The 24,824-nt window shown below is 69.6% G+C and carries 26 protein-coding genes; 19 read left to right on the forward strand and 7 right to left on the reverse strand.

Features of this window, described 5'->3' with window-relative positions; translation table 11 throughout:
* Together ACSHT8_RS29355 and ACSHT8_RS29360 are read left to right on the forward strand one after the other, a co-directional pair.
* The gene (locus ACSHT8_RS29355) at positions 1-1,200 is read left to right on the forward strand and encodes an MFS transporter (protein WP_436494416.1); all 1,200 of its coding nucleotides are present in this window, start codon (positions 1-3) and stop codon (positions 1,198-1,200) included.
* Complete coding sequence (locus ACSHT8_RS29360; protein WP_436494418.1) at positions 1,197-2,150, forward strand: TolB family protein; 954 nt, start codon at positions 1,197-1,199, stop codon at positions 2,148-2,150. The genes ACSHT8_RS29355 and ACSHT8_RS29360 overlap by 4 nt, the downstream gene beginning before the upstream one ends.
* Here the strand turns inward: ACSHT8_RS29360 and ACSHT8_RS29365 are convergent.
* Positions 2,123-3,052: a hypothetical protein gene (locus ACSHT8_RS29365; RefSeq protein WP_436494420.1), complete on the reverse strand. Its 930-nt coding sequence runs from the start codon at positions 3,050-3,052 to the stop codon at positions 2,123-2,125. The genes ACSHT8_RS29360 and ACSHT8_RS29365 overlap by 28 nt on opposite strands.
* A 198-nt stretch (positions 3,053-3,250) precedes the next feature.
* On the opposite strand from ACSHT8_RS29365, the gene ACSHT8_RS29370 reads away from it, so the two are divergent.
* The 6 genes from ACSHT8_RS29370 (at position 3,251) to ACSHT8_RS29395 (ending at position 7,210) form a co-directional block, all read left to right on the forward strand.
* Positions 3,251-3,679, forward strand: a complete 429-nt coding sequence (locus ACSHT8_RS29370; protein ID WP_436494421.1) for a hypothetical protein — start codon at positions 3,251-3,253, stop codon at positions 3,677-3,679.
* Positions 3,680-3,681: 2 nt separating this feature from the next.
* Positions 3,682-4,314 carry a DUF3558 domain-containing protein gene (locus ACSHT8_RS29375; RefSeq protein ID WP_436494423.1) on the forward strand — a complete coding sequence of 211 codons (633 nt, stop codon included), beginning with the start codon at positions 3,682-3,684 and terminating at the stop codon, positions 4,312-4,314.
* A gap of 72 nt (positions 4,315-4,386) precedes the next feature.
* Entirely contained in the window at positions 4,387-5,229 is an 843-nt protein-coding gene (locus ACSHT8_RS29380) for a helix-turn-helix domain-containing protein (RefSeq protein WP_436494425.1), read from the forward strand.
* Between the two features lie 6 nt (positions 5,230-5,235).
* Positions 5,236-5,403 carry a DUF397 domain-containing protein gene (locus tag ACSHT8_RS29385; RefSeq protein ID WP_436494427.1) on the forward strand — a complete coding sequence of 56 codons (168 nt, stop codon included), beginning with the start codon at positions 5,236-5,238 and terminating at the stop codon, positions 5,401-5,403.
* A 75-nt stretch (positions 5,404-5,478) separates the two neighbouring features.
* Entirely contained in the window at positions 5,479-6,192 is a 714-nt protein-coding gene (locus tag ACSHT8_RS29390; RefSeq protein WP_436494429.1) for a DUF5753 domain-containing protein, read from the forward strand.
* Between the two features lies 1 nt (position 6,193).
* Positions 6,194-7,210, forward strand: coding sequence for an MBL fold metallo-hydrolase (locus ACSHT8_RS29395; RefSeq protein ID WP_436494430.1), 1,017 nt, complete (start codon positions 6,194-6,196; stop codon positions 7,208-7,210).
* Here ACSHT8_RS29395 and ACSHT8_RS29400 read toward each other — a convergent pair.
* The 3 genes from ACSHT8_RS29400 to ACSHT8_RS29410 all read right to left on the reverse strand — a co-directional run bounded on the left by ACSHT8_RS29400 (position 7,199) and on the right by ACSHT8_RS29410 (position 8,755).
* Positions 7,199-7,699, reverse strand: coding sequence for a methylated-DNA--[protein]-cysteine S-methyltransferase (locus ACSHT8_RS29400; RefSeq protein WP_436494432.1), 501 nt, complete (start codon positions 7,697-7,699; stop codon positions 7,199-7,201). The two genes, ACSHT8_RS29395 and ACSHT8_RS29400, sit on opposite strands and share 12 nt — an antisense overlap.
* A gap of 29 nt (positions 7,700-7,728) precedes the next feature.
* Positions 7,729-8,274: a hypothetical protein gene (locus tag ACSHT8_RS29405; protein ID WP_436494434.1), complete on the reverse strand. Its 546-nt coding sequence runs from the start codon at positions 8,272-8,274 to the stop codon at positions 7,729-7,731.
* Positions 8,275-8,335: 61 nt separating this feature from the next.
* Positions 8,336-8,755 carry a rhodanese-like domain-containing protein gene (locus ACSHT8_RS29410; RefSeq protein ID WP_436494436.1) on the reverse strand — a complete coding sequence of 140 codons (420 nt, stop codon included), beginning with the start codon at positions 8,753-8,755 and terminating at the stop codon, positions 8,336-8,338.
* A 70-nt stretch (positions 8,756-8,825) separates the two neighbouring features.
* On the opposite strand from ACSHT8_RS29410, the gene ACSHT8_RS29415 reads away from it, so the two are divergent.
* Positions 8,826-9,767: a helix-turn-helix domain-containing protein gene (locus tag ACSHT8_RS29415; protein WP_436494437.1), complete on the forward strand. Its 942-nt coding sequence runs from the start codon at positions 8,826-8,828 to the stop codon at positions 9,765-9,767.
* On the opposite strand, the gene ACSHT8_RS29420 is transcribed toward ACSHT8_RS29415, so the two are convergent.
* Both ACSHT8_RS29420 and ACSHT8_RS29425 read right to left on the reverse strand, forming a co-directional pair.
* Positions 9,764-10,231 (reverse strand): winged helix-turn-helix domain-containing protein, encoded by a 468-nt coding sequence (locus tag ACSHT8_RS29420; protein WP_436494439.1) that lies wholly within the window; start codon positions 10,229-10,231, stop codon positions 9,764-9,766. The two genes, ACSHT8_RS29415 and ACSHT8_RS29420, sit on opposite strands and share 4 nt — an antisense overlap.
* Positions 10,232-10,391: 160 nt before the next feature.
* Positions 10,392-11,438 (reverse strand): hypothetical protein, encoded by a 1,047-nt coding sequence (locus tag ACSHT8_RS29425; RefSeq protein ID WP_436494441.1) that lies wholly within the window; start codon positions 11,436-11,438, stop codon positions 10,392-10,394.
* A 123-nt stretch (positions 11,439-11,561) separates the two neighbouring features.
* Here ACSHT8_RS29425 and ACSHT8_RS29430 point away from each other — a divergent pair, with 123 nt between their 5' ends.
* From ACSHT8_RS29430 to ACSHT8_RS29440, 3 genes are read left to right on the forward strand one after another with little or no spacing between them, the layout of a single operon-like run.
* Positions 11,562-12,077, forward strand: a complete 516-nt coding sequence (locus ACSHT8_RS29430) for a hypothetical protein (protein ID WP_436494442.1) — start codon at positions 11,562-11,564, stop codon at positions 12,075-12,077.
* Entirely contained in the window at positions 12,005-12,325 is a 321-nt protein-coding gene (locus tag ACSHT8_RS29435; RefSeq protein WP_436494444.1) for a hypothetical protein, read from the forward strand. The genes ACSHT8_RS29430 and ACSHT8_RS29435 overlap by 73 nt, the downstream gene beginning before the upstream one ends.
* On the forward strand, positions 12,322-14,088 hold the full coding sequence (locus ACSHT8_RS29440; RefSeq protein WP_436494445.1) for a DUF6923 family protein: 1,767 nt from the start codon (positions 12,322-12,324) through the stop codon (positions 14,086-14,088). The genes ACSHT8_RS29435 and ACSHT8_RS29440 overlap by 4 nt, the downstream gene beginning before the upstream one ends.
* 42 nt (positions 14,089-14,130) lie before the next feature.
* Here the strand turns inward: ACSHT8_RS29440 and ACSHT8_RS29445 are convergent, their stop codons facing one another.
* Positions 14,131-15,219, reverse strand: a complete 1,089-nt coding sequence (locus ACSHT8_RS29445) for a S1 family peptidase (RefSeq protein ID WP_436494446.1) — start codon at positions 15,217-15,219, stop codon at positions 14,131-14,133.
* 592 nt (positions 15,220-15,811) lie between these two features.
* On the opposite strand from ACSHT8_RS29445, the gene ACSHT8_RS29450 reads away from it, so the two are divergent.
* From ACSHT8_RS29450 to ACSHT8_RS29480, 7 genes are all read left to right on the forward strand, one after another.
* Complete coding sequence (locus ACSHT8_RS29450; RefSeq protein ID WP_436494448.1) at positions 15,812-16,273, forward strand: helix-turn-helix domain-containing protein; 462 nt, start codon at positions 15,812-15,814, stop codon at positions 16,271-16,273.
* A gap of 124 nt (positions 16,274-16,397) precedes the next feature.
* Positions 16,398-16,862: a hypothetical protein gene (locus ACSHT8_RS29455; RefSeq protein WP_436494450.1), complete on the forward strand. Its 465-nt coding sequence runs from the start codon at positions 16,398-16,400 to the stop codon at positions 16,860-16,862.
* Positions 16,863-17,019: 157 nt separating this feature from the next.
* The gene (pstC, locus tag ACSHT8_RS29460) at positions 17,020-18,042 is read left to right on the forward strand and encodes a phosphate ABC transporter permease subunit PstC (protein WP_436494452.1); all 1,023 of its coding nucleotides are present in this window, start codon (positions 17,020-17,022) and stop codon (positions 18,040-18,042) included.
* A complete protein-coding gene (gene pstA / locus ACSHT8_RS29465; protein ID WP_436494454.1) occupies positions 18,042-19,298 on the forward strand; it encodes a phosphate ABC transporter permease PstA in 1,257 nt (418 codons plus the stop codon). The genes pstC and pstA overlap by 1 nt, the downstream gene beginning before the upstream one ends.
* A complete protein-coding gene (gene pstS / locus ACSHT8_RS29470; protein WP_436494456.1) occupies positions 19,295-20,932 on the forward strand; it encodes a phosphate ABC transporter substrate-binding protein PstS in 1,638 nt (545 codons plus the stop codon). The genes pstA and pstS overlap by 4 nt, the downstream gene beginning before the upstream one ends.
* Positions 20,929-23,415 carry a hypothetical protein gene (locus tag ACSHT8_RS29475; RefSeq protein ID WP_436494458.1) on the forward strand — a complete coding sequence of 829 codons (2,487 nt, stop codon included), beginning with the start codon at positions 20,929-20,931 and terminating at the stop codon, positions 23,413-23,415. Before pstS ends, ACSHT8_RS29475 begins: the two co-directional genes overlap by 4 nt.
* Before the next feature lie 422 nt (positions 23,416-23,837).
* Complete coding sequence (locus ACSHT8_RS29480) at positions 23,838-24,821, forward strand: hypothetical protein (RefSeq protein ID WP_436494460.1); 984 nt, start codon at positions 23,838-23,840, stop codon at positions 24,819-24,821.
* Positions 24,822-24,824: the final 3 nt, after the last annotated feature.

Here is a 24,824-nt window from a genome sequence, read left to right on the forward strand (position 1 = left end):
GTGTACGTCTCCACCGAGCCGTTGCGGCGCGGTGCGGCACGGTCGGCGGCGAAGGTGCCGCCGACCGTGCTCGCGCTCGGCATGGTCAGCCTGGTCACCGACATCTCCGCCGAGATGGTGACCGCCTTCCTGCCGATGTACCTGGTCTACGGGCTGGGCGCCGGCTACCTGCAACTCGGCGTGGTCGACGGCCTCTACACGGGCGCGACCGCCCTGTTGCGCCTGCTCGGCGGGCATTTCGCTGACCGCACGGGCAGGCCGAAGGCGGTCGCCGCGCTCGGCTACGGGCTCTCGGCGGTCACCAAGCTCGGCTTCCCGCTCGCCGGGGGGTCGATGGGGGCCATCGGCGGGCTGCTCGCCGTGGACCGGGCGGGCAAGGGCATCCGCACCGGGCCGCGGGACGCGATGATCGCGCTGAGCAGCCCGCCGTCGGCCCTGGGCCGGGCCTTCGGCGTGCACCGGATGATGGACACCGTCGGGGCGCTGCTCGGCCCGGTGGCGGCGTTCGCGCTGGTGGCGTGGGCCGCGCACGACACGGTGTTCGTGGTCAGCTTCGGCTTCGCCATGGTCGGGCTGGTCATCCTGCTGGTCTGGGTCCGCGAGCCCGCCGGGACACCCGCGCGACGCGACATCCGCGTGCGCGACGGCGTCCGGCTGCTGGCCGACTCAGGTTTCCGCCGAATCTGCGGGTATGCGGTGCTGCTGGGCCTGGCCACGGTGTCCGACGCGTTCATCCTGGTCGCGGTGCAGCAGCGCACCGGGATCGCGCCGGGCTGGCTGCCGCTGCTGCCCCTGGGCATCGCCGTGACGTTCCTCGGCGCCGCGATCCCGGTGGGACGGCTGGCCGACCGCCTCGGCCGGTGGCGCGTGTTCCTGGCGGGCCACGTCCTGCTGCTCGCGGTCTATGTGCTGCTGGCGGTCGGATTCGGCGGCCTGCCGCTGCTGTTCGTCGCTTTAGGACTCCACGGCCTGTTCTACGCGGCGACTGACGGCGTGCTCATGGCGTGCGCCGGGCCGCTGCTGCCGGACTCGATGAAGGCGTCCGGGCTGGCGGTCCTGCAGACGGGGCAAGCGCTTGCGCGGACCGTGGCGGCGGTGCTGTTCGGGGTCGCGGCGGCCGGGTGGGGGCTCGGGCCGTCGTTCGCGGTGTTCGGGGGAGTGCTGTTGGTCGCGGTCGTGTTCAGCCGGAGGTCACTGTGAAACGAACCATGATCGGCGTCGGCGCGATCGTCGCCGTCGTCCTCGCCTGCGTGGTCTACGTGGTCGCGTCGGCGCGGCCCGCCCCGACGGGCACGGTCGACCTGACGGCGCGCGACTCGCTGCTGTACGTCACGGAAGGCAGGCTGGCGCAGCGGACTGGCTCGTCCGTGGTGGTCAGCGATCGTCCATGCGCCCGGGTGTACTCGGCGGGCGGGACGACGGTCTGCCTGCGGTCGGTGGCGGTGCCGCCGAGTTATGAGGCCGTGCTGTACGGGCCGGACTTCGCCGAGCTGCACAAGATCAAGCTCGACGGCACCCCCAGCCGGACACGGGTCTCCGCGTCGGGGAACCTGGTCGGCTGGACGGTGTTCCGCTCGGGCGATTCCTATATGCCGTCGGGGTATTTCTCCACGACGGCGGGAATCTACGACCGGCGCAGCGGGACGCTGTACGGGTCGATGGAGGACTTCACATCCATTGTGGACGGCGTGGAGAACCACGCGAAGGACCGCAACTTCTGGGGCGTCACGTTCGGGCTCGACGACCGCACGTTCTACGCGACCCTTGCGTCAGGCGGCCGGACTTGGCTGATGAAGGGCGACTTGTCGTCCCGGACACTGGTGTCCGTCCGGGAGAACGCGGAGTGCCCGTCGGTGTCGCCGGACGGCAAGCGGGTGGCATACAAGAAGCGGTCGGGGGAGCACTGGAGCCTGGCTGTGCTGGACCTGGCGACCGGCGTCGAGACCCCACTGGCGGAGCGCAACCACCTCGACGACCAGGCGGTCTGGCTGGACGACCGGACGATCGGGTACGCCAGGCCGCCCGCGGCGGGGGAGCCGTTGGCGATCTTCGCGGTGCCCGCGGACGGCACGGGGGAGCCGAGGTTGGTGCAGGCCGACGCGAGTTCGCCGTCGCCGCTGGGTCAGTCCCAGTCCCAGCAGAGCCGGTAGATCCCGGGAGCCGGATCGGCCACGGTGACCTGCGCGGTGTAGCTGGCACCCAGGGCCACCTCGGTCTCGTCGCACTCCGGCTCCCCGATCGACGGCAGGTAGGTGCGGTAGACCCGCACCGGCAGCGCGCCCGCGCTGAACCGGACCTGGATCCCCGCCACCCGCGTCGCCCGCCCCACCCGCTGCGAGTGGTAGGGCTCCTTGGCGTCGGTGCGCATCGTGTAGGCCACCGACACCAGCTCGCCCGCCCGCAGCGGCCGGTCGAGGAGGAGTTCGAAGGTGGTGAACCCGGTCTCGGCGTCCGCCCGCCGCCTGCCCAGCCTGCAACCCACGGTGTCGGTGATCTCCATGGTCCGCGGCACGTCACTGCGATGCGCCACTGTATGCCGATCGACCCCGTCGACCTCGGCGCGCAGGACCAGCTGGTGGCGCATGGTCCGCAGCCGCTGGTCCTGATCGACCGTCCCGACGATGTGGATGGCCACCTTCGCCATCCGACTGACGGCGTCGATCCCCGCGCCCATCCGCTCCAGCGCCCTGGCCAGCCCATCCGGCCGCGCCCAAGCCTGATCGGCCCGCATGTCCCCCGGCGCCTGCGTCAGCCACCGCCCCCGCGGCCGCGGCGGCCCGAGCAACGCCGACAACGCCCCACCCGGCACCCCCACGATGTCCTCCAGCACGGCCAGCGCCCGCAGCGAGTCGGGACGCTCCGGCTGCGTCCGACCGGACTGCCAGTTGCTCAGAGCGGTCTTGCTGACGGCGGCGTCCCGTTCTCTTAGGCGGACCTGGATCCGGTCGAGACTGAGCCCACTGGACTTGAGCGCCAGGCGCAGGGCCAGGCTGAACGGCCCACTGGCCAGCGCCTCAGCCAAGCGGGCGGCCTCGGGGTGGTGGGTGGGCATGCGGTGTCCTCCGGGCGTCCGCCGGGCAGGATAGGCCGTCCACGTGGCGTTTCACCACCCGAAACGGGTGAGTGGCCAGTACGTGGGACGGGATCCTCGGGCGGCCCGTGGGTCCGGAAATCGTGAAACGGACCCGTGGCGGGGTGACGTTCGGTAAGGTCGTCACCGAAGTGCAGGTCGGGATGTCGGGGGTCAGGTGTGGATGCGTTCCGGAGCATCGGTAATTCGCTGTCGGACATCGTCAACAGCGGCCCGATGGGCGCACCACCAGCTCCTCCCGGTCCCGGCAGCGGCGGCAAGTTCTCCTTCAAGCCGGACGAGATCGAAGCGATCGTCAAGGACTGGGTGACCCTCGCCGAGGGCTACGAGGACTCCCGGGCCAGGTCGCAAGAGATGGTGGTGGTGAACGGCCCGGGCGCCGAGGTCGCGAGCGAGATGCATGCGTCAACGGCGCGGATCTCTGGCCAGGCCTACCTCGATTCGCTGAACGACAAGGTCGAGTACTGCTACAGCCAGGCCCAGAAATTCCAAGACGCGCTAAGCGACTACAAAGGTGTGGAACGGTCCAGCGTTCGTCGCATCACCGCCGCTGGGGACTCCGCCCCCTCCACATCTGGAGAGATCTGATCTTGCGCACCCGCCTACTGCCTCTCATCGCCTGTGTTCTGACCCTCGCCTCTTGCACGTCGGAATCACCGGGAACCCCGACGGCCGCCCCCGTGACCTCGACCGACGACTCGACTACGGCGCCGAGTCCGACTACGAAGGAGACGTCCTCCGGCGATTTGCCCACCGATGGGGCGCCGAAGGTCAACACACCCATCGAACCTGGGCGATTCCTCAAGCAGCCATGCCCGGTGTTTACCGAGGCCCAGCGCAAGGAACTTGGAATCAACGCAGGCGAGTCGTTGGACGGCGCCCTCGGTGAGGGCTGCAAGTGGCGCAGCAACGGCGGCGGCCTCTTGACGCTGACTTTTCTCGAGAAGAACACCAAGGGGCTTAGCGCGCCCTACGCCAACAACAAGACTGGCGCGTTCAAGTACTTCGATCCCACGGAGATCGGCGGCCAGCCTGCCGTATTCGCCAGTGCTGATGACCGCCGCGACCAGGGCCAGTGTCTGGTGATTGTCGGGATGAGCGACAAGTTGATCTTCAACATGTTCATTGAGCAGTCGGCGGACAAAGTGAGTCCCGACAACAAACCCTGTGATGTTGTGGCGCGGGTTGCCGGGATGGCGTTGACGACCATCAAGGCTGGCTAAACGTTTCAGGGCTGAAACTAGTCAGCTGATCGTGGGAGTTGCGGAATTGCGGGCCGCTGGTTTCATTGGCCCATGATCAGTGATCGACAGCCTGCCCGGATGCGGGCATTGGGTATGGAGTTGGCGGCGGCGCGGGTTCGGGCTGGGAAGACCAGTCGACAAGCGGCCTTCGGTATCGGAATGTCTCTTGCGACGTTGAGTCGTAGTGAGAACGCCAAGCGGGGATGCTTGGCCACGGATGTCGCGGGTCTGTTGGGGATGTACGGCATCACCGGGGCCGATCGTCAGCGGCTCCTTGACATGGCTGAGGATCTGGACGCGCGAATGTGGGTTGAGCCAGGAGATCGGGCTCACCAGTTCCTACCCACACTCGCCGACTTCGAGGCGAAGGCGCGGACGTTGTTCCACCTTGCGCCCACCATCGTCCCCGGACTCCTGCAAACACCTGCCTATGCGCGTGCGCTCCACACCGTCGCGGGGCTCACCGGTACCACGCAGGACGCGATGGTCGAGGCGCGTATCGACAGGCAGAAGGTACTCGCGAAGCTGGCCGCACCGCAGTACAGCGCGGTTCTCGACGAGGCCGCGCTGCGTCGGGGGTACGGCGGTTCCGAGGTGATGGTGCAGCAGATCAACTGGCTGATCGGTCGCGCGCAGCAGCCCAACATCGACGTCCGGGTGATCCCGTTCAAACACGGCGGGTACGCCGACACCGGCCCGTTCCTGATGATGGGGTTCGCCGACATTCCGCCAATCGTCTACGTGGAGCACGGCGGGGTGTCCGGGTTCCTGGACGCCCCGCAAGACATGGCCCTGTTCCAAGGGTTCGCTGCTAGGGTCATGAGGTTCGCGCTGAGTTCAGCCGACTCGGTGAACTTTCTGGCCAGGATGGCGGCCGATTACGAACGGAGCTGAAACAGGATGGACGCGGAGTGGCGGAAGTCGAGTGTCAGCCAGGCTGGTGGACAGGACTGTGTTGAGGTTGCCTACGCCACCCAAGTCCGTGTTCGGGACTCCAAAAACCCTGATGGCGGCACATTGGCGTTCCCGGCCGACACCTGGCTACCTCAGCATTTGGCTTCTGTCTAGGGTTTTCCCACCCTGAAACGGCTAAGCCTATCGGGGGCGTTGCGGCACAACAGGTTTTCTGTGTCTCATGTCCCCATGTTCAATGATCGTTTCGAAGTCGACTGGGTGACGGGAAAACCTACCGCCACCGCGAAGAAACCCAAGAAACTCCGCGCCGACGCCGTCGCTCTCTTGGATCTGTTCGGCGTGTATGGCGAAGAGCGGCATCGGGTGCTTGACGGCGAGAGGCCGCGCGCCTACACCGAGCCGCACGATGACGCCCCGAAGTCCACCCAGGCCCCGTTGTGGATGGTGCAGTTCAACGCGTGTGCGGTGCCCGGGCTCCTGCAGACGCCCGCCTACGCCCGGGCCATGCACGCCGCCGCCGGGATCAGTGGGGCGCACCTCGACGGGATGGTTGAGGCGCGGATGGAGCGGCAGGCGGTGCTCACGAAGCGAGGGGCGCCGAGGTACATCGTCATCGTTGACGAGGTGGTGCTGCATCGGGGGTTCGGTGGGCGGGACGTGATGGCCCAGCAGCTCAGTTGGCTGGCCGGGTGCGCGAGGCAGAAACACATCGATTTCCACGTGATTCCGTTCCGCCGCGGCGGGTACGCCAATTCCGGTCCCTTCCTCATGTCCGGATACCTCGACAAACCGCCGGTCGTGCACCTCGAGCACCGCCGGAGTGACCCGCCTGACATCGACTTCTTCCAGGGGCTGGCTGTTAGGCTGCTTGGACTGGCCTTGAATTCCGCCGAATCGGTGCGATTCCTGACCAAGATCGCAGGCGAGGACGAATGGGGCTGAAATGGCCGACTGGGGTGACGCGGGCGCCTACGAGGTCGCCCCAGGTGTCCACCGGATCCCGCTGCCCCTGCCCAACGACGGCCTGCACGCCGTCAACGTCTACGCCATCGCCACGGCCGACGGGGTCGTGCTGATCGACTCCGGGTGGGCGCTCGCCGAGGCCCAAGGCCAGCTTGAGGCGTCGCTGGCGCAGATCGGTTTCGGGTTCGAGGACATCACCCGCTTCCTCATCACCCACTCCCACCGCGACCACTACACGATGGCCGTGGAGGTCCGGCGGCTGTTCGGCACGCGGATCGCGGTGGGGGTCGGGGAGCAGGCCAACTTCACCGCGATGATCGAGGGGCACGTCGAGCAGCAGTTCGCCGACATGGTCCGGTGGGGCGCGGCGGAACTGGCCGAGAAGCTGCGGCCCGTGTTCGCCAAGACCGACCACGACGCGATCAAGCGCGTCTACGAACTGCCCGACGAATGGATCCCCGGCGCCCAGGACATCGAGATCGGCGGCCGCGTCCTGCGGGCCATCCCGACACCCGGGCACACGCGGGGCCACCTGGTCTTCGCCGACCCGGCTGCCGGCGTGCTGTTCTCCGGCGACCACGTGCTGCCCCACATCACCCCGTCCATCGGCTTCGAACCCGCGCGCGCCGAACTACCCCTGGGCGACTACCTCGACTCCCTGCGGCTCGTGCGGGCCCTGCCCGACATGCGGCTGCTGCCAGCGCACGGCCCCGTCAGCGACAGCGTGCACACCCGCGTCGACGAACTGATCGTCCACCACGACGACCGCCTCGCCGCCACCCTCGAAGTGGTCCGCGACGGTGCCACCACCGCGTGGGACGCCGCGCACAAGCTCACGTGGACCAGCCGCAAGCGCAAGTTCGAGGAACTCGACACCTTCAACCGCACACTCGCGATCGGGGAAACCTCCGCACACCTCGACGTCCTGGTCGTCCGGGGCGCACTCAAGTCGTCCATTGTGGACGGCGTGGCGGAGTACGTCCCGCTAGAACAGTGACGGCTGGCCGTTCGGGGCCGCGTCCTCGATGGCGAGCAGTTTCAGTTTCGTGACCGTGCCGCCCGGCGCGGAGAAGCCGCCCATCTTGCCGTCGGCACCGAGGACCCGGTGGCACGGCACGATGATCGGACAAGGGTTTCGGCCAAGCGCCTGCCCCACCGCCTGGGCCGAGCCGGGTAAGCCGATCGCGCGCGCGACCTCGCCGTAGGTCATCGTCTGGCCGGGTGGGATCGCGCGCGCCACCTCGTAGACCTTCAGGTTGAACTCCGGCAGCCCCGACAGGTCCAGCTCGATGTCGGTCAGGTCGTCGGCCTCGCCGTTCAGCAGGGCTGTCATCCGGGTGATGGCGGCCGCCACCGGCGGCGGCGGGGTGCCGGCGGCGGTGCCCGTGGCGGGCGGCAGCCGGACCCCGCTGATCCCGGCTGGCCCCCACGTGACACCGCAGGTGCCCAGTCGGGTGTCGAACTGGGCGTACCCAGATTCCGTCATGCCCGCAGTGTGCCCCACCCCACCGACAATCAGTGGCTGGGCTGCGCGCCGGGGCCGAGGAGGTCGTCGAACAGGGCGCGGTAGCGGATCATGGCTTCGCGCAGGCGTTCGGTCGACACCTGGGTGCGGGCGTTCTGGGTCTGGATGTCGTGGGCGGCGCGGTAGTGCTCCAGGGTCTCCGCGTGGGACACCGACAGGTCCGCCGCCTGCTGGTCGAAGCTCTCCGTCGGGTAGCCGCGCTCCGACATCAGGGCGTTGACCAGCCGGTCCGCCTCATCGAGTGCGGGGCCGGGGCGGTCGACGAACTGCTCCTGGACCAGCGCCCACTGCTGCGCGTACCGCTCGCGGGTGCTGGGGGACAGGTCGTGGATGTCGAGCTCGGCATGGCGCTGCTCGCGCTGGGTGAGTTCCCGTTCCGCCTGGCGGCGCGGCTGTTCACTCACGGCGCGGTCGTATTCGGGGCCGAACTGTTGGCGCAGGTGCCCGCTCTTGCGGCGGGAGTTGACTAAGAAGAACACGGCCGCGCCGATCACGACGAGCGCGGCGATGATGGCGATGATCGCGCCGGTGGACATCGGGTCTCCTTCCGAAAGGGTCGGACGGGGTCGACTACCCGCCCGACCACCTCCGGAAACGTCAGCAGCCGCAGGACACCGCGTGGACGGGCGCCGTCAGCGGGTCGACCTCGCCGCGGACCCGGCCGGAAGCCGTCTCCACCGCGAAGCCCTCGCGCGCCCAGTACTCGAAGCCGCCCAGCATCTCCTTGACCGAATAGCCGAGTTCCGCGAACGCCAGCGCCGCGCGCGTCGCGCCATTGCAGCCGGGACCCCAGCAGTAGGTGACGACCCGCGCTCCGGAGGGCACGACCTCGCGGGCGCGCTCCGCGATCTCGGCGGTCGGCAGGTGCACCGCGCCCGGGATGTGTCCCTGGTCCCAGGCCGCCGGCGACCGGGAGTCGATCAGCACGAAGTCCTCTGCGGCGGTGAGCGCGGCGTGCACGTCGCTGACGTCGGTCTCGAAGGTGAGGCGGGCGCGGAAGTGGGCGATGGCGTTCATGGGGCAATCCTCTGACCTGCGGCGACGGAACGGGAGTGGCGTGAACGCCGCTGTTCGCTAAGATCTCGCCATGCCCACCGTCAGCGTCCTCGCCTATCCGGGCATGTCCGTGTTCGAGCTGGGCATCGTCACCGAGGTCTTCGGCCTGCCCCGGCCGGAACTCGACGTCGACTGGTACCGGCTGACGGTCTGCGCCGAGCGCGGCGCGGTGCCGGTGATCGGCGGGGCGGTCCTGCGGTCGGACTTCGGGCTGGACGACCTCGCCGCCGCCGACACCGTGATCGTCCCGGGCGTCGCCGACGTGCGCGGCCACTGCTCCCCGGCCCTGCTGGACGCGCTGCGGAAAGCCCACGCGCGCGGCGCCCGACTCGTCTCGATCTGCTCAGGCGCGTTCGCGCTGGCCGAGGCGGGCCTGCTCGACGGCCGCCGCGCCGCCACCCACTGGCGCTACGCCGACCGCCTCGCGGCCCGGTTCCCCGCGGTGACCGTCGACGCGGACGTGCTCTACGTCGACGAAGGCGATGTCCTGACCAGCGCGGGAAGTGCGGCCGGGCTAGACCTTTGCGTGCACATCGTCCGGCGCGACTTCGGCGCCGCCGTGGCCAACGCGGTCGCGCGCAGGCTGGTCGTGCCGCCGCACCGCGAAGGCGGGCAGGCCCAGTTCATCGAGTCACCCGTGGCCGAGCCGGAGGACGACGCGGTGACCGCGAGCATGTCTTGGGCGCTGGCCAACCTGACCGAGCCGATCACCGTGGCGACCCTCGCGCGGCGCGCGCACCTGTCGACCAGGTCATACCTGCGGCGGTTCAAGGACAGCAGCGGCACAAGCCCGATCCGCTGGCTGATCGCCCAGCGCGTGCAGGCGAGCCTGCCGCTGCTGGAGACCTCGGAACTCGCCGTCGCCGAGATCGCCGCGGCCGTCGGCTTCGACAGCCCGGTGACCTTCCGCCACCACTTCGCCCGCTCGCTGCGAACATCGCCTTCGGCCTACCGGAAGGCGTTCCGCGGCTAAGGCTCGACGTGGACCTGGGTCGGGTCGGCGAACTGGTAGCCGACGCCGCGCACGGTCCTGATCAGGTCGTCGTCCGCGTCGATCTTGCTGCGCAGCCTGCGCACGTGGACGTCCACGGTCCGCTCGCTGACGTAGGTCGTGTTCCAGACCTCGCTCATCAGCGTGCGCCTGCGGTGGACGCGGTCGGGGCGGGTGACCAGGAACAGCAGCAGGTCGAACTCCAGCCGGGTCAGCGCGATCTCCCGGCCCCGCCAGAACACCTGGCGGGACGCGGCGACCACGCGCAGCGGCGCCGTGCGGATCGGCACGACGACGCCGGGAGTGGCGTGTTCAACGGTGCCCAGCGCGCTGAGCGCGTCGACGAGTTCCGCGGTGAGCTGCGGCATCCGGTCGGGCGTCGCGGTGAGGTGGACGGTCAGTGAGAGCGTGGTCGGTTCGGGCGCGCGCAACAGTGGCGATGCCATGGAGGTCCCCAAAAGGTGAGTGCGTGACGGGTGGCGAGGGCTGCGGGTCAGCGCTGACATCGCTGGGCTGGAGTCACGGAACGCACACACTGAGTCGACCAAACCCGGCACACACCGTCAACGCCGTCCCGGAGCCTGGGACGGCGTCGACGTCACGGAACTACTCCGGGAAGTGCTCGATCGCCAGGTACGGGTGCAGCGGACCGGCGTTGCGCGGCAGGAACCACTCGTCGAAGTCCAGGCCCGGGGTCCCGAGCAGGTCGATGTCGTCCTCGCCCGCCTCAAGGTCGAACAGGCGCTCGTGGTCGAGGTCGGCGAAGGCGTGCTCGTCGAAGGCGGCGTAGATCTCCTTGATCGGCAGCTCGTCGAGCAGGCCCGCGAGGTCGAGCTGCACGCCCGCCTCGGCCTTGAGCACGTGCAGCGCCAGCGCCTCGGCCGTGCACAGCGGCGGGACCCAGTCGGGCTGGGACAGCCGGTAGCCCAGGATCGACGCGGTCACCAGGAACTGCTTGGCGAACAGCGCGCTGTAGTGGTCGGCGTAGCGCAGCGGGAGCTGGTTGATCACGCTCAGCGCCTCGACGTCACCGGCGGCGGACTCGGCGTCGTCGAGTTCCTGGATGTCGGCGAACAACTCGTCGGTGAGGATCTCCATGCCCTGCACCAGCGCGCCCGCGACGAGCCTGGCGGCCTCGGCCGACACCGGGCAGTCCGGGTCGTCGGGGTTGTGGCCGAACGCGGCGGCGTCGAAGGCGCGCAGCGTGGCCGCGGAGGTCAGCAGCTCCTCGCGGAGCGCGGCGACCTCCTCCTCCGACAGCTCGGCGTCCTCGTCCTCTTCGTCCTCCGGCTCGGCGGGCTTGGTGCCCAGCGCGGCCTCGAGGTCGTCGTCGCTGGCGATGACCTCGCAGCGGCCGACGGTCCAGCCCTCGAGCAGCTCGGTCTGCGCGATCATCTCGGTCAGCACGTGCCGGGCGGCCTCTTCGGCGAAGGCGAGCGCGGGGGAGTCGACCAGCCAGGTGATCACCGCGCCCTTGGGGTGCACGGCGATGCGGTGGTCGAGCGGCTCGACCTCGACCCCGTCCGGGCCCTCGATCCCGGCGAGGAGATCAAGTTGCTCGTCGAGCAGGGCGGCCACGCCGTGCCGCTGCAGCGGGTCGAGGTCTGCGGTGCCCGTCGCGGGGGACAGGTCGGCGGTGAGCTGGTATTCCACGGGTGGAGTGTAGGAGCGCCGAGCCGAGCGCGGGCGTCAGGGCGCGTCGTGGATGTCGCACGATCGTGTGCATAGATCATTTCGGTCGCGCGGACGCATGCGTCCATCGGCATGCTTGAGCGGATGAACATCTACGTCGCGGGCATCTTCTGGGTCCTCGGCGCGGCCGCCGTCGCCGCCGTGGTCGCCTACCTCGTCCGTCGGATCGGCGAGACCGACGGGATCATGGAGAACAACGAGGCCGCGGGCCAGGTGTTCACCATCGTCGGCGGGCTGCACGCGGTGCTGCTGGCCTTCGTGCTGATCTCCCTGTTCGACTCGGTGAACGCCGCTGAGGACGGCTCCTACCGCGAGGCCGACAGCCTGGTCGCCGCGTCGTGGGCGGCCGACGCGCTGCCCGAACCGACCCGCACCGACGTCCGCGACCTGTCGATCTCGTACGCGGGCACGGTGGCCGACCAAGAGTGGCCCCTGATGCGGGAGGGCAACGGCGACGCGGGCGACGACGGCTGGCGGCAGCTCGATCAGCTGCGCGTGTCCGTCGCCGCGGCGGCGGTGTCCGACGAGTGGCAGAACGACCGCAGACCGAGGCCGCGGCGAAGCTGTGGGAGGTCTACCAGGCCAGGCAGGAGCGGTTGAACGCCGCGGGCAGTGAAGGCGTCAGCTCGGTGGTCTGGTTCGCGCTGATCGCGGGCAGCTTCATGTCGATCGCGCTGCCGCTGCTGTTCGGCGGCCCGCGCCCGCGCACCCACATCCTGATCGTGTCGATCCTCGCCGGGACGCTGTCGCTGCTGCTGTTCGCCACGAGCCAGCTGCAGAACCCGTACAGCGGCGGCGCGAAGGTCGAGCCCGACGCGTTCGAGTCCGTGATGGCACGGCTGCAATGAGACGCCGCCTGGCGTCCGCGGTGAGCCTCGCCGGGGTGTTCGTGTTCGGGGCGGCGGGGATGCTGCTGGGCGCCGGCCCCGGCGCGGCGGCGCAGCCGACCTGCGTCTTCCTGCGGGTGCACAACATCGGCGACACCGGCCTGTCGGTGCTGACCAGGGTGCGGCTGTCGGACGGGACGATCGACAGGGTCGGCGCGCTCGGGTACCGGGTGGACGCGATCGGGCATGTGCCCGGCTCGGCGGTCGCGTACGGCCTGGCGAGTCGGGGCCTCACCGGTCCGTTCCACGATGGCGCGCACGTGCTGGCGTTCGACGGGTCCGGGTCCACCCGGGATCTCGGGCCGGTGCGGGGAGACGTGCCGTGGGACGGGCTGGTCGACGCGAAGGCGGGCGCGGTCGTCGGGGACACGCTGGTGGTCCGCGACGCGCGGAGCCTGTACTCGATCGACATCGACCCGCGGCGGCCGACGTACCTCAGTGTCGTTCGGACTGTCGAGCTGCGACCGGCCGAGCTTGCGCGGACGGTCGATGACTTCGGGGTTCGGGACGGGATGCTCTACGGGGTGTCGACGTACGCGGCCTACTTCGGGCAGGTCGTGCGGATCGACCCGGTTTCCGGTGCGGTGACGCAGGTTCCCGGGCCGCGGCTGCCTGGGGGACGGGCGTATGGGGCGGCGCTGATCGGGCCGGACGGGGCGCTGTACGCGGCGGGGAACCGGACCGCGCAGCGCAGCAGGCTGTACCGGGTCGAGCTGCGGGCGGACGCGGAGGTGCGGGAGGTCGCGGCCTGGCCCGCGGTCGACTCGGCGGACGCGACGGGCTGCATGACGCCGGGTCCGCAGCCTTCGCCGCCGACGAGCGGATCGGTGACGCAGACCCGGCCACCCGCGTCCGACAGCGGCTCGGCGACGCAGACCAAGCCCCCGGCGAGCGGAACGGCGACCCAACCGGTGCCGACGCAGGCTGGTGGTGGTTCGGCTGGTCAGTTGGTGCCGACGCAGGCGGGTGGTGGCTCGCAGACTCAGGCGGTACCGATGCAGGCTGGTGGTGGTTCGGCTGGTCAGTTGGTGCCGACGCAGGCGGGTGGTGGCTCGCAGACTCAGGCGGTACCGATGCAGGCTGGTGGTGGTTCGGCTGGTCAGTTGGTGCCGACGCAGGCCGGTGGTGGCTCACTGACTCAGGCGGTACCGACGCAGGCGGGCGGTGGCTCGCTCACTCAGGCGGTGCCCTCCCATGCCGCGGGTGGTTCGGGAACGGGGACGCGGCCCGCGCTGCCGGGCAGCGGCGGCGCGACCCAGCAGGTTCCCCTGCTGCCGCCCGCGAGCGGGACGGCCACGCAACTGCCCCCGCCTCCGCCACCTCCCGCGAATGGCTCGGCGACACAGACACCGCCACCCCCGCTGTCGGCGGGCGGCTCGCTGACGATCGAGTTCCCGGTGCCGCTGCTGCCGCCGGTCGGGGGTTCGGCCACGCAGCTCAAGCCGCCGCCACCGCCGCCGGTGCCCGGCTCGTCGACCCCGGTCCGGCCGCCGCCCCCGCGGGCGCAGGCCATCCGACCCGTCCAGCAGGCCGCACCGCCACAGAACCCGACGCAGGTCCAACGACCGCCCGCGACCCGCCGCCCCTACGGCCCACCGCCCAAGGCCGAACAGCTACAGGCCGACAAGAACGACAAGACAGCCAAGAAGCGGCGGTGGGGAGTGACCGTGCTGGTCCTGGTCCTCGGCACCGCCGCGGCGATGGCCGCCCACCGCCACCGCTGAGCCCGGGGGCGCGCCGGAGCGCGCCCCCGGGTACCCACTTGATCAGCCGGTGTAGAGGGTCAAGCCGTACGCCGACAGGGCCTCGCGGACGGGCTGGAAGAACGTCGTCCCGCCCGTGGTGCAGTTGCCGGAGCCGCCCGAGGTCATGCCCTGGGCCTGGACGCGGCCGCTGACCACGGCGCTGACGAACGAGCCGCCCGAGTCGCCCGGCTGGGCGCAGGCGCTGGTCCTGGTGAGCCCGTAGACGATCTGGCCGCCGCCGTAGTTCACGGTCTGGTTGAACGCCTGGACCGTGCCGCAGCGCCAGCCGGTGGTGGAGCCGGAGCGGCAGACCGTGCCGCCGACCTGGGTCACCGTGGAGCCCGCGACCGTCACGTCCGTGCCGCTGGAGTAGCGGTCGACCAGCGGGGTGGACACGGCAGTGGAGCTGGAGACGCGGATGATGCCGTAGTCGTTGGTCGGGAACGACGAGCCCGCGACCGGGCCGATCGTCCCGCCGACTCCGGACACCGTGCCGCCCAGGTTGGTGCAGTGGCCCGCGGTGATGACGTAGCGGGTGCCCGCGGAGTTGCGGGCGTTGAAGCCCACCGAGCAGCGGCCGCTGCCGAAGTAGATCGCCTGGCCGCCGATGATGTTCCACAGCGGACGCGGGGCCTCGGTGACGTGCTCGACGCGCAGCGCGGAGTTGCCCGACGCCTTGGCCCAGGCCAGGCCCGCGGGGTCGCCGCGCAGGACCGAGACGACGACCTGGTTGGCCGCGGGGTCGACGTACCAGCCGGTGACCGAGTCGGGCACCGACGCCTTGCGCGCGTCCAGAGTGGACTGGACGACCGACAGGGTGGCGGCGCTGTGCTTGACCACCTTCGCCACGGCGCCCGCCGCGCGGACCTCACCCGCGCGGTTGGCGTCGGTGACGCCGACGGTGAACTTGCCCGTGGCGGTGTCCAGCCACGAGTTGGCGTAGGCGCCGCCGAGGCTTGTTCGCAGGGTCTGCTCGGCGGTGGCCAGCGTGTCCGCGCTCGCCGTGGCGTCTAACGCCTGCGCCGCGGCGGCGGACGGGGTGGCGAGCGCCGCGGTGGTGATCGCGGCACAGGCCAGGGACAGGGTTGTGCTCAGGAAACGTCGACTCACGAACGGCCTCCATTTAGCAGGGATGAATGGGCCGGCCTTGTGAACGGGTGCGCACCTGTCGATCGACGCTACGCGTGCCCCACGACGATCGGTACCGGCTATCCGTGCGCAGGAAGCCGCCAGAATCGGTTACGAGCTGTCGCTGGATCAGGCGATTGGGTGACTTTCCAACCGGGTGACGACCCCCGTGTCGCAACCGTGCGTACGTCCGGTGTTCATCACCTGATCGGGGGCCAGAACGGGAGAGCGCCCCGGGGCGGGTCCGGCACGACCATGCCCCGGGGCGCGCACTCTCGGCCGATCCGCCCCGCCGTGGGGTGTGACGGCGGGCCTCGATGCGGGTCGCGAGCCTTGTGCCCAGCGAGTATGAGCCGCCGACCCCTCCCGGTCCAGCGTTACTCATCGGTAGTGAATGACCCGGCCGGTGTCTACGGAGTGTGCGTCCGGGTAAGCCTGCCCTCACTCGATCGGCTACCACTAGGCGTGGTCCGGGTTGCCGGGGCGGAATTGTGCGTAGCGTTTCCCCATCCGCGAACGTCGGGTCGGGAGTTGCTGTCGGGGACGGCACGGGCAGCCGGATGGGACAAAGAAGATGGACGGGGCCGCATACCAACGCGCCCTCGGGCGTGAACTGCAGCAGCTGCGGGTCCGGCGCAAGTGGACCAGGGCGCAGCTGGTGCAGCGGCTGCCCGGGGAACTCTCCGCGCAGGCGCTCGCGTCCTATGAGACCGGCACGCGCTCGTGCACCGTGGTCCGCTTCGTCGAACTGTGCGCCGCGCTGGACGCCTCCCCGCACGATCTGCTGGAACGCGTGCACGACCAGGTCGCCCAGAGCCAGTACCCCGCGTCGCTGCGCGTGGACCTGCTGCTGCTCGCCGAGGCCGACCGTCCACAGTTGGCACCCGCGCGCGGCTGGGCGCACGCCGAGGTGGCCAGGCACGCCGCCGCGGCACGCGAACTCGACCTCGCCGCGCTGGAATCGCTCGCCGCGCTCTGCGGCCTGCCGACGGTCGAACTGATCCGGGTGTTGCGCGAGGTCGCGCCCGCCAGCTGAGCCGTATTTCCCGGTCAGCCGCCTGGCTGGTTAATTTCCGCCATAAATTCGTCCGGATAGTTTCCTCTGCTAACCGTATTCGGCCGCCAGCGGAGCGTGAGAATTACTCGGCAGGTCGTCCGGCGTGAGCGTGATCGCAACCTCTGCAACGCCTTCAATTTCGCTGTCGTTCACTCGTGAACATGACTATTTCAAGGCACGGTCGGGGTGCGCCAGACGATGGGAGAAACCCAATATGGCCGTCGCCCGTTTCCAGATCTACAGATCTGCCGCAACCGGGGTCACGTGGCGATTCCTTTCGGCGAACAACCGCAGCATCGGTCAGGCCGCGGACACCTTCGACGACGCAAGTAGTTGTGCCGTAGCGCTTCGTGACCTCCGCGACCGCCTCGCCTCCGCGTCGGTGATCATCAACCGCGAGGGCCCGAAGCAGTTGTGGGCGTGGCGCATCCGTATCGCCGACCAGGATCTCGCCGTTTCCAGCAGGCGATACCACCGGCGCGTTCAGGCCAGTTATGCGTGCCGCAGTTTCCTCGAACTCGTCGCCGAGTCGCCGAACTCGGAACTGCCGCGCCTGGTGCATTTCTGATGCTCTTGACCGGGTATTGCCGTGCCGCCATCCGGTCTATTGCGGCCTCGGCGCATTGGCTCGTTCGTTCGTTGTTCATTTCACCAACCGGGTGCGGCCAACTCGCCGGGGTTTGCTCACGGCGCAACTCTGCCCACCCTTTGTGGAGTAACCCCGCATGGCACAAGTGATCACCGCGCCCGACTCCGTCGGCGGTGCGCCGCCCCCCGACGCGCCGCGTCGCAAGATCCGGCCGTCAGGGGGGTCCGACCGCGTGTTCCGGCTCGTGCTGCGGACCGCAGGCGGGGCCGTGCTCGCCATGATGGCCACGGTCGGCCTGTTCCTGGGCACCCGCGGCGCGGAAGCGTTCGGCGCGGTGGGCTGGGATTTCTTCACCACCCAGGCGTGGGAGCCGGACTCGGTGAACTTCGGCATCGCCGCGGTCCTGATCGGCACCCTGCTCATCGCCGCGGTCGCGTTGACGATCGCGTTCCCGATGGCGCTCGGCATGGCGCTGTATGTCTCCGAGTACGCCCCGCGCAGGCTCAAAGGCTTCCTCACGAGCCTGATCGACCTCATGGCCGCGGTACCCAGTGTCGTCTACGGTCTGTTCGGCGCGACCCTGCTGCAGTGGGAGGGCCTGGACATCCCGCGCTGGCTGTCCATCCAGTTCGGCTGGATCCCCCTGTTCAGTGTGTCCGGCTCCGACCCGGACAACCCGCTCGCCAGCAACACCGTCTATGCCACCTCGACGTTCTGGGCGGGACTTGTCGTCGGCTTCATGGTCATGCCGTTCATCTGCTCGGTGATGCGGGAGTCGTTCACCCAGGCGCCGCAAGGGGAACGGGAGGGGGCCTACGCGCTGGGCGCCACTCGCTGGGGTGTGATCCGCAGTGTGGTGCTGCCCTTCGGGCGCAGCGGGATCATCGGCGGCACCATGCTGGGCCTGGGCCGCGCGCTCGGCGAGACCATCGCGGTCGCGATGATCATCACGCCCGTGTACCTGATCCAGCCGCACATCTTCGAACAGGGCGCCCACTCGGTGTCCGCGCTGATCGCCTTCAAGTGGGGCGAAGCGAGCCCCTTCGGACTCTCGGCGCTGATGGCCGCGGGACTGAGCCTGTTCGCCCTGACCCTCGTGGTCAACTTCGCGGCTTCCGCGGTGATCGCGCGCAGCCGCTCCGGCCAGGGGAGTGACTGATGTCCACTGTGGAGACGACGCGGCCGGTTCAGCGACCGGCGAGTACGGCGGGCACGGTGGTGACCGCCGCCCGTCCACCCGCCGGGGTGGAGCCACGCCGGGTCACCAAGTCCCGCTCGCGGGCCGACGTGGTGTCCGCGTTCGGCGCCGGGGTGGCCGCCATCGCGCTCACCGGGCTGCTGTTCGACCAGATCGCCCCGTTCTCCGGCGTCGTCGGGTTCATCGCCATCGCCTACCCGCTCTTCATCGGGCTTTACGCGCTGCTGATCTCCCTTGAGGACCGGGCGATCGCGGTGTGCGACAAGGTCGTCTCGGCGATCGTCCACAGTGTCGCGGCCCTGGCGCTCGGCGCGCTGCTGGTGATCGTGGTGTACCCGTTCTGGGCGGGCTGGTCCGCGCTGCTGCGGTGGAACTTCTACACCGAGGACATGTCCCAGGCGGGGCCCGCCGACCCGCTGGAACTCGGCGGTGTCCTGCACGCCGCGATCGGGACCCTGGAGCAGATCAGCATCGCGCTGATCATCACCGTCCCGCTCGGACTGACCTGCGCGGTGTTCCTCAACGAGACCCGCGGCACGTTCACCCGAACCGTGCGCACCGTCGTCGAGGCGATGACCGCGCTGCCGTCGATCGTCGCGGGCCTGTTCATCTACGCGTCGCTGATCCTGGTCGTCGGCGTCGAGCGGTCCGGGTTCGCCGCGGGCTGCGCGATCAGCGTGATGATGCTGCCGATCATGATCAGGGCCGCCGATGTCGTGGTCCGCATGGTGCCCAGTTCGCTGAAAGAGGCGTCCTATGCCATGGGCGCGGGCCAACTGCGCACAGCGTGGCACGTCGTGCTTCCCACGGCCCGCTCCGGCCTGACCACCAGTGTGCTGCTGGCGACCGCGCGCGGCATCGGGGAGACCTCGCCGGTACTGATCACCGCGGGGCTCACCCCGTTCTTCAACGCCAACCCGTTCAGCGGTCCGCAGGTGTCGCTTCCCTTGGCGACGTTCAGCATGGTCAAGAACTCCGAGGGCACCATGCAGCAGCGCGGGTTCGGCGCCGCGGCGGTGCTCATGGTGCTGGTGCTCATTCTTTTCGTCCTCGCCCGTGTCATCGGCGGCAGGCCCGCGGGCAACCTGTCGGCTGGTCAGCAGCGCCGCCGCCTGCGGGCATCTGCCCGCGATCAAGCGCGGTACACCGCGAAGCTGCGCCAACGCGCTCAACACCGCGAAAACGTCTGGTCTGAAACGCATCGAGGAGAGTCATGACCGTCCGCGACCACCTGCCCCTCCGGCCACGGCGGCACGGCCGCGCGGTCGGGCTGATGGCGGTGCTCACCGTGCTGTTCTCGGTGACGGTCGGCTTCGCCCCCACCGCCGCGGCCGAGGACTACGTGCCGATCAGCGGATCCGGGTCGTCCTGGAGCTTCAACGCGCTCGACCAGTGGCGCAAGAACGTCCTGCAGTACGGCATGCGGATCACCTACTCCGACACCGGGTCGACGACCGGCCGCAACCAGTTCAAGGTCAACCAGGTCGACTTCGCCGTCTCCGAGATCCCCTACGGCCTCAAGGACGCCGGGGTGGTCGACTACGGCCCGCCCGAGGGCACCTACGCCTACATGCCGATCGTGGCCGGTGGCACGTCCCTGATGTACAACCTCAAGATCGGCGGCCAGCGGGTCACCAACCTGCGGCTGTCCGGCGAACTCGTCGCCAAGATCTTCACCGGCGTCATCACCAGCTGGGCGGACCCGGCGATCAAGGCGGAGAACCCCGGTCTGACGCTGCCCGCGCGCAAGATCGTGCCGGTGGTGCGCAGCGACGGCTCGGGCAGCACGGCGCAGTTCACCACCTGGCTGGCCAGTCAGCACGGCGGCGTCTGGGACGCCTTCTGCCGCAAGGCGGGCCGAGCCACCCCGTGCGGGTTCACCTCGAACTACCCGGTGGTCGACCCCGTCGTCGCCCAGGACAAGTCGATCGGCGTGTCCAACTACGTGCGGCAGGACCAGGCCGAGGGTGCCATCACCTACGTCGAGTACTCCTACGCCAAGGCGGCGGGCTTCCCGGTGGCGAAGCTGCTGAACCAGGCGGGCTACTACGTCGCGCCCACCCCGGAGGCGGTCGCGGTCGCGCTGCTGAAGGCCGAGATCCGTGCGGACCTGACGCAGGAACTCAGCAAGGTCTACACCGATGTGGACAAGCGCACCTACCCGCTTTCCAGCTACAGCTACATGATCCTGCCGACGCAGACCAACCAGCGCTTCACCACCGACAAGGGCAAGACACTCGGCGCCTTCGCCTACTACTTCCTGTGTGAGGGGCAGCAGCAGGCGGGCAGGCTCGGGTTCTCCCCGCTGCCGATCAACCTGGTGCAGGCCGGGATGACCCAGGTCGGCCGGATCCCCGGCGTGCAGGCGCACTCGCTCGACATCAAGAAGTGCAACAACCCGACGTTCTCCACCGACGGCACCAACACGCTGGCCAAGAACGCGCCCCAGCCCAAGGAATGCGACCGCAGGGGCGGGCCCGCGCAGTGCGAGGAGGGCACCGGCGGCGCCACCCAGTCGACCAAGTCGACCGGTGGCGCGGGCGGCCGGACCGCCGGGGGCGCGGGCGCTGGAGGCACGGGTGCCGCGGCGCCGGGGGCCGCCGCGCCGGGTGCGGCGGCCCCCGCGGGGGAGGCCGCGGGTGGTGAAGGCGGCGCGGAAGGCGCCGTCGATGAGAACGGCGACCCGGTCAACCGGTCGGCGCAGAGCGCGTCGGCGGTGCCGGTGTCGGTCGATCTGCCCGCCGACGACAACGTGCTGCTGATCGTCGTCGCGGTGGTGTTGCTGCTCGCTCTCGTGGTCGGCCCACCGCTGGTGGCCCGGCTGCTGAACCGGCGCGGAGGCCAGGCATGACCCGCTCGAATTTCCGAACCAGCCTGCGCTCAGCGGCCCGACTGGTGCTGGCGGTGGCCATGGTCGCGACCGGGGTCGGGCTCACCGCCCTGCCGACCGCGACCCCTGCCGCCGCCGAGCCCGCACCGCGCGCGGGGTCGTCCGCGGTGACGGTGAAGGGCTCCGGCCGGTTCTCCTCGCTGGAGGTCACGGTCAGCCAGACCAAGGACCTGATCAACCAGACGATCCACCTGTCGTGGAAGGGCGCCGCGCCAACCGACAACCCGCCTGGCAAGAACTTCCTGCAGATCATGCAGTGCTGGGGTGACAACCCCACCGGGCCGGATCGCGAACAGTGCCAGTACGGCGCCCCGGTGATCGACTACTTCGGCGAGCAGATCGAGAGCCGGACGCTGTCCTACCACGAGTCGGTGAAGGACCCGAAGGAAGTGGTGACGCCGCCGGGCGCGCCGTACTCGATCGTGCCGTTCCGCTCGGTCACCGGCAAGACCACGAGCACGACGGTGCCCGACTACGACCAGTTCTTCGACTCGCAGAACACCAACGAGATCTCGGTCGCGCCCACCCAGGAGGGCGGGACCGGCGAACTCGACTTCGAGGTCCTCACCGGACTGGAGTCGCACGGCCTCGGCTGCGGCAAGCCGCGCACCGAGGGGCCGGACAAGGGCAAGCCGCGGCACTGCTGGCTGGTGATCGTCCCGCGCGACGACATCGAGGTCACCGGCAAGGTCGCGGGCCCGGGCGGTCACCTGCACAATTACCTCGACTCGTCGCCGCTGAGCAAGTCCAACTTCGAGCACAAGCTCACGGTGAAGCTGGACTTCCTGATGGTCGGCGACGCGTGCCCGATCGGCGCGAACGAGCGCGCGCTGTCGGGCAGCGAACTGCTCGCCGACGCCGTCATCCGGTGGCAGCCCGCGCTCTGCTCGGGCAACGGTCCGGTCTTCGGCTACGCGCAGGTCCCCGACCGCCTCGCCCGCGACCAGCTGGCCTCGCCCGAACCGGGCCTGGTGTTCACCTCCAAGCCGCTGGATCCGGCATTGGTGCCCCCGGACCGAAAACTGGTCTACGCGCCGACAGCGGTGTCGAGCTATGTGGTCGCGTTCATCATGGAGCGGCAGGCCTCGATCTCGGCGCCGCCCGAGGTGGTGCGACAGAACGGCCAGATCATCACCGAGCTGAAACTGACGCCCCGGCTGATGGCCAAGCTGCTGACCCAGTCCTACAGCGGAGCCGTTTACACCAAAGAGACTTACCTGTCGAAGAACCCGCGCAGGCTCGTCGAGGACCAGGAATTCCTTGCCCTGAACCCTGTTTTCAAGGACTACGGGTTCTCCATGCACACCGTGGAGCCGCTGCTGACGTCGGTGGACTCCGACGCGACCGAGGCGATGTGGACCTGGATCAACCAGGACCGGGAGGCGCGCGACTTCCTCGACGGCAAGCCGGACCCGTACAACATGGTCGTCAACAAGAACTACACCAACATGCGGCTGCCGATCGACTTCTTCGCCAGGGCGGACAGCTCCTGCATCATCGTCGAACTCGGCGGCGGTTCCGGGACGTTCCCCAAGTGCACGCTGAACTCCCGCGGCATGGCCGCCGACCTGCACCAGGCCGCCCGCGCGGCCAGCCGCGGCGACAGCCTGCAGCGTGAGCCGCAGCCCGAGCCCGACCCGAACGACCCGAGCAAGCCGCTCTACAAGAAGAACGAGCGGACCCGGGTCGGTGCCCGCGCGCTGATCGCCATCGTCGACAGCCCCACCGCCGACCGCTACGGGCTGCCGGTGGCGAAGCTGCGCAACGCCGCGGGCGAGTTCGTCTCACCGAAGGACAACGGCGCGGTGCAGGCGGGCGTCGACGGGATGATCGAGTCCAAGGTGCCCGGCGTGCTGCTCACCAACCCCTCGGTCTCGGCGCGCAACGCCTACCCGCTGCCGCTGGTCACCTACGCCGTGGCCGCTCCGGCCACCATGGACGCGGCCTCGGGCAAGGACTACGCCACGTTCCTGCGCTACGCGACCGGCCAGGGCCAGGTCCCCGGCGACGGAGTCGGCACGCTGCCATCGGGCTACCTCCCGCTGCCGTCGGCGATGACCCGCGCGGCGAGCGACGCGGCGGCCACCATCGAACGGGACGCGGGCAAGAAGCTCGCGGCTCCCAAGCCGTCGGAGACCGCGTCGGGCGAGTCGTCCGGCGAGAGCGGCTCAGACGGCTCGTCCGGCGGGGCGACCGGCGACGGCCAGCCGCCTGCCCCGGCACCGGCGCCCGGTGCGCCCGCCCCGGCACCGGCGCCGCCCGCCGCCGTCCCGCCGTCGGCGGAGGCGACCCCGGCGCGCGCGGTGCGCAACACGCCGTCGCTGCCGATCAGCTGGGAGATCAGGTACCTGCTCGCCGGTCTGCTTGTGCTGGGCGGCCTGGCGACCGGTGCGGGCCCGCTGCTGATGCGCCTCGGCGCTCGGACGATCGGACCACGCCCTTGACCGACTGGCGAATCAAGATGACGAGCCCGGACTTCTCGGCGCGCTTTCAGCATTCAGTGTCCCCGCGTGTCCGATATGGACCGCGCGGTGACGGTCGAATGGGTTTCGGTTCGATCATCCAAAATAGACAGTTCGTTGCGAACTGGCTGTTCGCCCATTGGTCACTTCGCATTGCCTGCGCGGAAAACTTCGCGACGATACTTCCCAATGTACGGCCGAAACATATTTGCCACACGGTGTCTCGGACGGACAACCGCAGATGAGGGGGTGGTGCGCCCGACCGGCCCGTGACAGGAGTTGCCGCTCCCGCCACGAACCGGCCAGTCAACCGCACCACGGTGTGTGGACCTTGCTCTGACCGCACCGGATACGTGCCCGGACAACAGTCCAGTGCACATACTGCGTAGAAAAGGATACATGCAGTGAGCAAGAAGCGTATGCTCATCGCGGCCTCGGCCGCCCTCGCGGCGCTGGCCATGGCGTCGGGCTCGGCGCAGGCCGACCCGACCGGCGCGCCGACCTACCGCGAGCTCGTCGGCACCGGCTCCGACACCACTCAGACCGTCATGAACGGTCTGTCCGACGCCATCACGGTCAACGGTGTCAAGGTCATGGGCTCCTACGACGCCCGCGGCTCGGCGACCATCACCACCAAGGACGCCGCCACCAACCCGAACTGCACCATCGCGCGCCCCGAGGGCTCGACCCCGGGCGTCAACGCGCTCAAGGCCGACATCGCCTCGGGCAACGGCTGCGTCCAGTGGGCGCGTTCCTCGTCGAACAACGCGACGGCGAACCCGACCCTCAAGTACATCCCGTTCGCGGTCGACGCGCTGACCTACGCCGTGCGTGGCGACAGCACCGTGCCGAAGAAGCTGACCAAGGCGAACCTCACGTCGATCTACACCTGCGCCAGCACCACCTTCAAGCCGCTGGCCCCGCAGTTCGGCTCGGGCACCCGCCAGTTCTTCGTCCGCACGGTCATGCCCGCGGGCACGGTCGACTCGGCCACGCTGTTCGGCCCCGGCGGCCAGTACCCGTGCGTCAGCGACAAGGACGCCGCGGGTGAAGGCATCCAGGAGCACGTCGGCACCTACCTGACCGACGTCAAGCACCTGCTGCCCTACTCGATCGCCGTCTACAACTCGCAGATCTACGGCCAGGCGCCCGCCGCGCAGGGCAAGGCCGTGCTGGGCGTGCTCGACAACATCCAGCCGAGCAACCTGAACACCGCCTCCTCGCTGAAGCGCGACGTCTACAACGTGGTGCCCGCCGACAAGATCGGTCTCGAGCCCTACAAGACCGTCTTCGACGGCCCGACCTCGCAGATCTGCACCAAGACCGACGTCATCACCCGCTACGGCTTCGGTGTCGCCGCCAACTGTGGCGTCGCGGTCACCCCGTAGTTC

The sequence above is a fragment of the Actinokineospora sp. HUAS TT18 genome, from assembly GCF_051364635.1.
Classification (GTDB): domain Bacteria; phylum Actinomycetota; class Actinomycetes; order Mycobacteriales; family Pseudonocardiaceae; genus Actinokineospora.

What these genes read in the sequence shown, in the direction of transcription:
- ACSHT8_RS29365 (WP_436494420.1), bottom strand. Translation starts at nt 3,052, where the DNA reads ATGCCCACCCACCACCCCGAGGCCGCCCGCTTGGCTGAGGCGCTGGCC.
- ACSHT8_RS29380 (WP_436494425.1), top strand. Translation starts at nt 4,387, where the DNA reads ATGATCAGTGATCGACAGCCTGCCCGGATGCGGGCATTGGGTATGGAG.
- ACSHT8_RS29385 (WP_436494427.1), top strand. Translation starts at nt 5,236, where the DNA reads ATGGACGCGGAGTGGCGGAAGTCGAGTGTCAGCCAGGCTGGTGGACAG.
- ACSHT8_RS29390 (WP_436494429.1), top strand. Translation starts at nt 5,479, where the DNA reads ATGTTCAATGATCGTTTCGAAGTCGACTGGGTGACGGGAAAACCTACC.
- ACSHT8_RS29395 (WP_436494430.1), top strand. Translation starts at nt 6,194, where the DNA reads ATGGCCGACTGGGGTGACGCGGGCGCCTACGAGGTCGCCCCAGGTGTC.
- ACSHT8_RS29400 (WP_436494432.1), bottom strand. Translation starts at nt 7,699, where the DNA reads ATGACGGAATCTGGGTACGCCCAGTTCGACACCCGACTGGGCACCTGC.
- ACSHT8_RS29405 (WP_436494434.1), bottom strand. Translation starts at nt 8,274, where the DNA reads ATGTCCACCGGCGCGATCATCGCCATCATCGCCGCGCTCGTCGTGATC.
- ACSHT8_RS29410 (WP_436494436.1), bottom strand. Translation starts at nt 8,755, where the DNA reads ATGAACGCCATCGCCCACTTCCGCGCCCGCCTCACCTTCGAGACCGAC.
- ACSHT8_RS29415 (WP_436494437.1), top strand. Translation starts at nt 8,826, where the DNA reads ATGCCCACCGTCAGCGTCCTCGCCTATCCGGGCATGTCCGTGTTCGAG.
- ACSHT8_RS29420 (WP_436494439.1), bottom strand. Translation starts at nt 10,231, where the DNA reads ATGGCATCGCCACTGTTGCGCGCGCCCGAACCGACCACGCTCTCACTG.
- ACSHT8_RS29430 (WP_436494442.1), top strand. Translation starts at nt 11,562, where the DNA reads ATGAACATCTACGTCGCGGGCATCTTCTGGGTCCTCGGCGCGGCCGCC.
- ACSHT8_RS29440 (WP_436494445.1), top strand. Translation starts at nt 12,322, where the DNA reads ATGAGACGCCGCCTGGCGTCCGCGGTGAGCCTCGCCGGGGTGTTCGTG.
- ACSHT8_RS29450 (WP_436494448.1), top strand. Translation starts at nt 15,812, where the DNA reads ATGGACGGGGCCGCATACCAACGCGCCCTCGGGCGTGAACTGCAGCAG.
- pstC (WP_436494452.1), top strand. Translation starts at nt 17,020, where the DNA reads ATGGCACAAGTGATCACCGCGCCCGACTCCGTCGGCGGTGCGCCGCCC.
- pstA (WP_436494454.1), top strand. Translation starts at nt 18,042, where the DNA reads ATGTCCACTGTGGAGACGACGCGGCCGGTTCAGCGACCGGCGAGTACG.
- pstS (WP_436494456.1), top strand. Translation starts at nt 19,295, where the DNA reads ATGACCGTCCGCGACCACCTGCCCCTCCGGCCACGGCGGCACGGCCGC.
- ACSHT8_RS29475 (WP_436494458.1), top strand. Translation starts at nt 20,929, where the DNA reads ATGACCCGCTCGAATTTCCGAACCAGCCTGCGCTCAGCGGCCCGACTG.